Origin of the sequence: Micromonospora globispora (genome assembly GCF_003857015.1) — a bacterium.
GTDB classification, from domain to species: domain Bacteria; phylum Actinomycetota; class Actinomycetes; order Mycobacteriales; family Micromonosporaceae; genus Micromonospora; species Micromonospora globispora.
On sequence record NZ_QGGF01000165.1, the window covers coordinates 1 to 8,174 of the forward strand.

The following is an 8,174-nucleotide window of genomic DNA, read 5'->3' on the forward strand; positions in this document are numbered from 1 at the left end:
CCGGGCCGGGTCGGCGAATGCCTTCAGCACTCCCGCGAGCCGCTCGGCATCGGCACGCTTGATCGGCTCGCCGGCAAGCGGCGAGATGGCAGGCGTAGCAGTTTTCGCAGTTCCCACGTCTTCCATCGTTCCATCAACACCATCGATAGGCCGGTGGAACCGGGACCAGTACCCCGATGGCGACCGCGAGGCCGGGTGCGAGGGATGCTGGGGGTCGGTCTGACCGTCCTGGTCCAAGTTGCTGAACTGGCGCACCTGATGTGTGCAGGTGAGCAACGACGGTCGCTCACACCGCCCCCGCCGTCGCCGCCGTGACGTCGGCCCATGGTCGGATCTCAAACCCGCCAGATAGCACCTTTAGGGCGAAAAGGTGTGCTTAGCTTCAGGGGTGGCGGTGCGTTCCGCCGAGGAAAGGGGGCTGATGTGCACGGACGCGAGATGCATGGCCTGCTGCATCCGTTTCTCCTGCTCCTGATCTTCGAGCGGCCCGGTCACGGATACGACCTGGTCGACCGACTCAAAGCGATGGGACTGCCCGATGTATAGCCCGGCCACGTCTACCGGGTGCTACGCGGCCTGGAACGCGACCGGTCGCTGATCTCCGTGTGGGAGACCGCCGGGGCGGGGCCGGCGCGCCGGTGCTACCAGCTGACGGCCAAGGGCCGCGATGATCTTCGATCATGCATCACTCGACTGGCCCACCTCGATCAGGTCATCCGTGCCTGCCTGCAGCGCTCGGCGGACGCCTTCGCGGGATCGCGTGGCCAGCATCATGATCCGTACGCCGCCTCCCGACGCTGAACGGAGAACCCTTGCATTCGCCTGTCTTTCCAGCAGTTCAGCGCGCGTTCGCCCGTCGGGTGGCACCCGGGGAGGCGCTCGCTGGCGACGCCGCGCTGATCGCCCAGACCTGCTACGAAATGGCCGTACGCTTCCATCACGGCGGGAAGTTGATCGTCTTCGGCAACGGCGGACCGGCAACGGATGCCCAGCACGTCGTGGTGGAGTTCGTCCACCCGGTCATCGTGGGCAAGCGGGCGCTGCCGGCGATCTCGTTGACGAACGACGCCGCGACCCTCACCGGGATCGCCCAGGCGGAGGGCTTCGACGAGGTGTTCGCCGCTCAGCTGCGCCTGCTCGCCGCCCCGGAGGACATCGCGCTCGGACTGTCTGTCGACGGCCGCTGCGCCAACGTCCGGCGCGGTTTGGTGACAGCCCGCGATCTCGGTCTGCTCACCGTCGGGCTCCTCGGCGGCGACGGCGGTGACATCGCTCGGGACGCGATCGCCGACCACGTCGTCATCGCCCGCTCCGACGACCCGTGCATCGTCAAGGAGGTGCACATGACGATCTATCACATCCTGTGGGAGCTGGTGCACGTGTTCTTCGAACAGCCCGGGCTGCTGGAGACGGAGATGGTCCGGTGAATCCGCGGCTGGTTCCGCTCAGTCAGCCGACAGACCGGACGGTGCCCGACTGCCACGACGGGGTGTGCATCACGTGTTCCGACGTGGCGGTCGCCGTCCGGGTACGGGAACTGACAGCCGACGGACTCGCCGTGGTGGACACGGACGCCGGACCGGAGGAGATCAGCGTGGCCCTGGTCGACGCGCAACCGGGCGACGTCGTGCTGGTGCACGCCAAGGAGGCCATCGCGGTCGTGGAGAAGAGCTCATGAGCGCCCGGGTCGACGGCGCCATCGGGGCGCTCTACCCGTTCCTCGACACCCATCCGACCGACGTGGACGAGGTTCTCGCCGCGGTGGCCAGGTCCACCGCCGAGAAGGCGGCGGAGATCGTCGCCCTTCGCGAGTCCCTGGTCGCCGAGCACGGGCAGCGGTTGCTCGACTGCGCCGGCCGGTGCGCCGCGGCCTTCCGGGCCGGCGGCACGCTGTTCGCATTCGGCAACGGCGGAAGCAGCACGGACGCCCAGGACGTCGCGCAGTTGTTCCTGAACCCGCCGAAGGCCGCCCGTCCGTTGCCGGCCATCTCGCTGACTCACGACGTCGCGCTGATCACGGCATTGTCCAACGACGTTGGGTTTGAGGTGGTCTTCGCCCGACAGTTGGCGGCGTTCGGCCGGGCCGGGGACATCGCGGTGGGGCTGTCCACGAGCGGCGGATCGAACAACGTCCTGCGGGCGTTCGAGGAGGCGGCCCGGCGTGGCATGCTCACCGTCGGGATCGCCGGATACGACGGCGGCCGGATGGCGGAATCCGAGGCCATCGACCACCTGTTCGTGGTGCCGTCGGCATCGGTGCACCGGGTCCAGGAGGCGCAGACGACGGTCTACCACGTGCTCTGGGAACTCACCCAGCAGGCGCTGGCCGACGAACGCTGACCGGTCGCCATGGATCTGACCAGCGTGCGCCGGGTACACATCCGCGTCGAGGGCATCGTGCAGGGGGTCGGCTTCCGGCCGTTCGTGCACGCGCTGGCCACCGAGTACGACCTGGCCGGGTTCGTCGGCAACGACACCGCGGGGGTCTTCGTCGAGGCCGAAGGCGACGGGGACCGGCTGGCCGCCTTCGTGGCCGACCTCAGCCAGCGGGCACCGACCCTGGCCCAGATCGAGCGGCTCACCACTGAGGGGATGCCGCCGACCGGCCGACCCGGCTTCGTCATCGCCACCAGCGTCACCGGTGCCTCCCGGGAAGCGTTGATCTCCCCGGACACCGCTACCTGCTCCGACTGCCTCGCGGAGCTGTCCGATCCGACGGACCGGCGCCACGGCTACCCGTTCACGAACTGCACCAACTGCGGGCCGCGGTTCACGATCGTAAAGGACGTGCCGTACGACCGCCGCACCACCACGATGGCCGAGTTTCCGCTCTGCGCCGAGTGCGCCGCAGAGTACGCGGATCCGGCGAACCGCCGCTTTCACGCCGAGCCGGTGTGCTGCCCTGCGTGCGGTCCCGCCCTCCGGCTCGTCAACGGCGACGGCGCCACGGTCCCCGGCGATCCCCTGGACGCCGCCGTCGGGTGGCTGCGCGACGGCCGGATCGTCGCGGTGAAGGGTCTGGGCGGCTATCACCTGGCCACCCGGGCCGATGACGACCAGGCCGTCTCGACGCTGCGCGCCCGCAAGCACCGCGAGGAGAAGCCCTTCGCTCTGATGGCGGCCGACCTGCGTGCGGCGCGCACCCTGGTCGACGTGGCACCGGCGGCCGAGCCGGTGCTCACCGGCGCCCGCCGTCCTGTGGTGCTGCTGCCCCGCCGCGCCGACGCCCCGGTCGCCAGGTCGGTGGCACCGGGCAACCGCGACCTGGGCGTGATGCTGCCGTACACGCCGCTGCATCAGCTGTTGCTCGCGCGGCTCGGCATGCCGATCGTGCTGACCAGCGGCAACGTATCCGACGAACCGATCGCCCACCGCGACGACGACGCCCACCGGCGACTGGCGCGGATCGCCGACGGTTTCCTGACTCACGACCGGCGCATCCACGTCCGGACCGATGACTCCGTGGTCCGCGTGTTCCGGGGCCGTGAGCTGCCGGTACGGCGCTCCCGTGGTTACGTGCCCGCGCCGGTCACCCTCCCGTGGCGGTTCGACCGCCCCGTGCTGGCGTGCGGCGCAGAGTTGAAGAACACGTTCTGCGTGGCGAAGGGACGGCGCGCGTTCGTGTCGCACCACATCGGCGACCTGGAGAACTACGAAACGTTGCGGGCGTTCACCGATGGAATCGCGCACTTCACCCGGCTTTTCGACGTCCGACCGGAGGTCGTCGCCCACGATCTGCATCCCGAGTATCTGTCCACGAAGTACGCGCTGCAGCGCGAGGACGTCGAGCTGGTCGGCGTTCAGCACCACCACGCCCACATCGCGTCCTGCCTGGCCGACAACGGTCACCCCGGGCCGGTGATCGGCGTCGCCTTCGACGGTCTCGGATACGGCCCGGACGGCACCCTCTGGGGAGGTGAGCTGCTCGTCGCGGACCTGACCGGGTTCGAGCGGGTGGGCCACCTGGGCGCGGTGCCGATGCCGGGCGGGGTCGCCGCGGTACACGAGCCGTGGCGGATGGCGGCGGCCTACCTCGACGAGATCTACGGCGAGGCCGTGCCCGATCTGGCGGTGGTGCGGCGGCACGGGCGGCACTGGCCCGCGGTGGTGGGGCTGGCGCGGACCGGGACGAACTCGCCGCGTACCTCGAGCGTCGGCCGGTTGTTCGACGCCGTTGCGGCGATCGTCGGCCTGCACGACCGCGTCAGCTACGAGGGGCAGGCCGCGATCGCCCTGGAGCAGCGGGCCGATCCCGACGAGCGGGGCGGCTACCGGATCGAGGCGGCCGGTCCGGTCCCCCTTCTGGACGTCGGACGCGGGCTGGTTCGCTGCGTCGTCGAGGACCTGCTCGCCAGCGTGGATCCCAGCCGGATCGCCGCGCGCTTCCATCACGGCTTGGCGGACGCGGTGGTACGGGCGGCGGGCGCCGTCCGGGAGAGCACCGGCCTGGCCACGGTCGCGCTCTCCGGCGGGGTCTTCCAGAACGTGCTGCTGCTCGACCGGGTGGTGAGCGGGTTGGCGCAGGAGGGTTACCGGGTGCTCGTGCATTCGCGGGTGCCGCCCAACGATGGCGGGATCTCCCTCGGTCAGGCCGTCGTGGCGGCGGCCCGGGGCGTTCCCGCCGCGTGACCCGGAACCGGCGTCAGCAGATGCGGGGAAGTGGGTCCCCGACCAGCATGTCGACCACCCGGGTGCCGCCGAACGCCGTCCTGAGCAGCACCATCCCGGGCGGGTCGGCGGTGATCCGGCCGATGAGCGCCGCGCCGTCGCCGAGCGGGTGGCCGCGCAGCGCCGCCAGGGCCGCCTCCGCCTGCGCGCCGTCCACCACGGTTACGAGGCGTCCTTCGCAGGCCACGTAGAGCGGGTCGATGCCGAGCAGTTCGCACGCCCCGGTCACGGCGGGACGCATCGGTACCGAGGACTCGTCGACGATCACGGCGAGCTGGGCCGCCTGCGCCACTTCGTTGAGGATGGTCGCCACGCCGCCCCGGGTGGCGTCGCGCAGCAGCCGCACGCCGGGCGCCGCGTCCAGCAGGGTGTCCACCAGCCCGTGCAGCGCCGCGGTGTCCGAGGCGAGGTCGGCGGCGATGTCCAGCTCGCCGCGGGCGAGCATGATGGTGACACCGTGGTCGCCGATCGGTCCGGAGACGATGACCGCGTCACCCGGGCGGATGTGCGCTGTGCCCAGGCTCACCGGCCGCTCCAGCACGCCGACGCCCGCCGTGTTGATGTAGCAGCCGTCGGCCTTGCCCCGCTGCACCACCTTCGTGTCGCCGGTGACCACCTGGACCCCGGCGCGCTGCGCCGCGGCGGCCATCGAGGTGGCGATCCGGCGCAGGTCGGCGATGGGAAAGCCCTCCTCCAGGATGAATCCGGCCGACAGGTACAGCGGGCGGGCGCCGCTGACCGCCAGGTCGTTGACGGTGCCGTTGACGGCGAGATCGCCGATGTCCCCGCCCGGGAAAAACAGCGGCGACACCACGTACGAGTCGGTCGTGAAGGCCAGCCGGCTGCTGCCCACGGAGAACACCGCGCCGTCGTCGAGTTCCTCTAGCGTCGGGTTGCGGAACGCCTCGACGAACAGCCCTTCGATCAGGCTGTGCGTTGCCTTCCCGCCGGCGCCGTGTGCGAGCGTGATCCGGCTCTCCCTGATCTTCGGCGAGCGTCGGCGGGCCCGTTCGATGCGCTGCAGCACCTGCTGCTCCGGCGACAGTCGCCCCGACTCGCGTTCGGCCGTCGCCTCGGCCTCGGCCATCGCGCGCTCGGCCCATCCGGCGGTGCGTTCGGTCGTCATACGCGTGTCGCCTCCACGAGCCGCTGCCGGGTGAAGCGGCCGAAGTTGTAGTAGGCCGCGCAGGCGCCCTCCGAGGACACCATGCACGTGCCGATGGGCGTCTCCGGCGTGCACGCGGTGCCGAACACCTTGCACTCCCAGGGTTTCAGCACGCCCTTGAGCACCTCGCCGCATTGGCAGGCCTTCGGGTCCGCGACGCGCACCCCGGGCACGTCGAACAGCCGCTCAGCGTCGTACGCCGCGTACTCCTCCCGCATCCGCAGGGCGGAGTGCGAGATGAAGCCGAGGCCGCGCCACTCGAAGTACGGTCGCAGCTCCATCACCTGGCCGATCGCCTCCAGCGCCCGCAGGTTGCCGTCCCAGGGCACCACCCGGGTGTACTGGTTCTCCACCTCGCAGCGGCCCTCGGCGAGCTGCTGGAGCAGCAGGTAGACCGACTGCAGCAGATCCAGCGGTTCGAACCCGGCACACACCAGCGGCTTGCCGTAGTCACGGGCGATGAACTCGTACGGTCGGCAGCCGATCACGGTGGAGACGTGCCCCGGCCCGAGGAAACCGTCGAGACGCAGATCCGGCGAGTCGAGGATCGCCTTGATCGCCGGAAGGATCGTCACGTGGTTGCAGAAGACCGAGAAGTTGTCGATACCCTCGGCGGCGGCCCGCAGCACGGTCATGGCGGTCGACGGCGAGGTGGTCTCGAACCCGATCGCCATGAAGACCACCCGGCGGTCCGGGTTGGTCCGCGCGATCTTCAGAGCGTCCAGTGGCGAGTACACCATCCGGATGTCCGCACCGGCCGCCTTGGCGTCCAGGAACGAGCCGTTCCCGCCCGGGACGCGCATCATGTCGCCGAACGCCGTCATGATGACGCCCGGCTCGTTGGCGATGGCGATGGCGTCGTCCACCCGGCCCATCGGGATCACGCAGACCGGGCAGCCCGGCCCGTGCACCAGCGAGACGCTCTCCGGCAGGTAGTCCTCGATCCCGTGCTTGTAGATGGTGTGCGTGTGGCCGCCGCAGACCTCCATGAACTTGTACTGCCGCCCCGGCTCGCACAACGCGGCGATCTGGGTGGCCAACGCCTGGGCCTTGTCCGCGTCGCGGTACTCGTCAACGAAACGCATCTGGTCTTTCCTAACTGATGTCAGATTCGGCGAGCGCCTGCAACTCGTCGGTGTAGGCCTGTCCGAGACCGTTCAACATCTCCAATGTGGCGGCCGCCTCAGCTTCGTCGATCTTCGACATGGCGAAGCCGACGTGGACGAGCACCCAGTCGCCGATACCGATCTGGTCTGGACCGAGCAGGCCGATGTTGATCGCCCGTCGAACGCCCACGACATCAACGATGGCCAGGTCATCGCGGCCGGCCTTGATCTCGACGATCTCGCCCGGGATCCCAAGACACATCGACCTACTCGTCCTTTCCGATCACATTTTCTTGATCTTGATGTAGCGACGCACCGCGGGAAGTTCCTTCCAGAACATCCCGACGACGGCCACGCCGGCCAGCAGCAGCAACAGCTTCCGCACAGCTCACCTCCTTCCGGTCCGGTCAGCCCGGCGGCAGGTTCGGCATGATCGGTAGGATGGGGTCGTGCTTCTTGGGCCGGATGCCGGTCGAGCGGCGCGCGTCCGCCGTCCCGTCATCGTGATGGCCGGACTGCCTCCTCCGCCGCGAGTTGCCCTCCTCTACGCCCTTGGTGTGGGCCGGAGCGTCGAGTTCGACATCGGGATCGCCCACTCGGATCTCGCCCATTCCCGCCTCCTCCATCAGTCGTTGCCAGACGGCCGATCATGTCGTCGGCCGAGTTCGTCGAAGAACCGGGAAATCTCCCGCCACACCGCGCTTCCCCCCGACATGCCCGTCCAGTGCCGGCGGATGAGCGCGACGAGCCGGAAGCAGTCGTCGACCGGCACCACCCACTGCTCGCCGCCGTCGCGCGGGTTGCCCGTCCACACCAGGAACGCCTCGACCCGTGGCATCAGCTCGACCAGCTCAGGTGATCGCGCCTCGACGGCCCGCCAGGCGCCGGCATCGATCTCCGACTCCGTCGTGCCGAGCGGGCTCGGGTAGTGGGCGAGCACGCGGCCGTCGCGCTGCTTGACAAAGAACACCAGACCGACCGGCACGCCGAGCTCGTCGGCGGACAGGTCCGGCAACCGTCTGCCGCGGGTGGGGACGAGCTGGTACCGGCCGGCGCCGGCGGACTCGCGTTCGAAGAGCAGGGAGCACGGCGTGCAGGCGCACATCAGCTCCCCGCCCTGCTCGTCCCACACGTGCCGGTGCTCCCGGCCGACCGGCCCGGCGCACATGCCGCAGCGTTCGACGGCCGCGCGCTGCCTCGCGCGGCGGATCGCCCGCTGCAGGGCGCCGGTCGTC

General features: G+C 70.1%; 12 protein-coding genes and 1 pseudogene. 5 read left to right on the forward strand and 8 right to left on the reverse strand.

Annotated features, from left to right (window positions below; all coding sequences use genetic code 11):
• Together DKL51_RS06315 and DKL51_RS06320 are read right to left on the reverse strand one after the other, a co-directional pair.
• Positions 1–126 (reverse strand): annotated as a pseudogene (locus DKL51_RS06315) (transcriptional regulator); the annotation flags it as partial.
• Positions 127–357: 231 nt separating this feature from the next.
• The gene (locus tag DKL51_RS06320; protein WP_109945280.1) at positions 358–555 is read right to left on the reverse strand and encodes a hypothetical protein; all 198 of its coding nucleotides are present in this window, start codon (positions 553–555) and stop codon (positions 358–360) included.
• Positions 556–603: 48 nt separating this feature from the next.
• On the opposite strand from DKL51_RS06320, the gene DKL51_RS37065 reads away from it, so the two are divergent.
• From DKL51_RS37065 to hypF, 5 genes are read left to right on the forward strand one after another with little or no spacing between them, the layout of a single operon-like run.
• Complete coding sequence (locus DKL51_RS37065) at positions 604–801, forward strand: hypothetical protein (RefSeq protein ID WP_369008542.1); 198 nt, start codon at positions 604–606, stop codon at positions 799–801.
• A 59-nt stretch (positions 802–860) separates the two neighbouring features.
• Entirely contained in the window at positions 861–1,427 is a 567-nt protein-coding gene (locus DKL51_RS06330) for a D-sedoheptulose-7-phosphate isomerase (protein ID WP_207783887.1), read from the forward strand.
• On the forward strand, positions 1,424–1,678 hold the full coding sequence (locus tag DKL51_RS06335) for a HypC/HybG/HupF family hydrogenase formation chaperone (protein WP_207783886.1): 255 nt from the start codon (positions 1,424–1,426) through the stop codon (positions 1,676–1,678). Before DKL51_RS06330 ends, DKL51_RS06335 begins: the two co-directional genes overlap by 4 nt.
• Entirely contained in the window at positions 1,675–2,340 is a 666-nt protein-coding gene (locus DKL51_RS06340) for a D-sedoheptulose-7-phosphate isomerase (RefSeq protein ID WP_109945278.1), read from the forward strand. Before DKL51_RS06335 ends, DKL51_RS06340 begins: the two co-directional genes overlap by 4 nt.
• Positions 2,341–2,349: 9 nt before the next feature.
• Complete coding sequence (gene hypF, locus DKL51_RS06345; RefSeq protein WP_109945277.1) at positions 2,350–4,629, forward strand: carbamoyltransferase HypF; 2,280 nt, start codon at positions 2,350–2,352, stop codon at positions 4,627–4,629.
• Positions 4,630–4,642: 13 nt separating this feature from the next.
• On the opposite strand, the gene hypE is transcribed toward hypF, so the two are convergent.
• The 6 genes from hypE to DKL51_RS06370 all read right to left on the reverse strand — a co-directional run.
• Positions 4,643–5,794: a hydrogenase expression/formation protein HypE gene (gene hypE, locus DKL51_RS06350; protein WP_260428392.1), complete on the reverse strand. Its 1,152-nt coding sequence runs from the start codon at positions 5,792–5,794 to the stop codon at positions 4,643–4,645.
• Positions 5,791–6,918, reverse strand: coding sequence for a hydrogenase formation protein HypD (gene hypD / locus DKL51_RS06355; protein ID WP_109945275.1), 1,128 nt, complete (start codon positions 6,916–6,918; stop codon positions 5,791–5,793). The genes hypE and hypD overlap by 4 nt, the downstream gene beginning before the upstream one ends.
• A gap of 10 nt (positions 6,919–6,928) precedes the next feature.
• On the reverse strand, positions 6,929–7,201 hold the full coding sequence (locus DKL51_RS06360; RefSeq protein WP_109945274.1) for a HypC/HybG/HupF family hydrogenase formation chaperone: 273 nt from the start codon (positions 7,199–7,201) through the stop codon (positions 6,929–6,931).
• A gap of 21 nt (positions 7,202–7,222) precedes the next feature.
• Positions 7,223–7,324, reverse strand: a complete 102-nt coding sequence (locus DKL51_RS37425; RefSeq protein WP_423790577.1) for a DUF6893 family small protein — start codon at positions 7,322–7,324, stop codon at positions 7,223–7,225.
• A gap of 22 nt (positions 7,325–7,346) precedes the next feature.
• Positions 7,347–7,550, reverse strand: a complete 204-nt coding sequence (locus tag DKL51_RS06365) for a hypothetical protein (RefSeq protein WP_109945300.1) — start codon at positions 7,548–7,550, stop codon at positions 7,347–7,349.
• Positions 7,551–7,564: 14 nt separating this feature from the next.
• On the reverse strand, positions 7,565–8,174 hold a 610-nt coding region (locus DKL51_RS06370), incomplete at its 5' end, for a DUF5947 family protein (protein WP_221623136.1).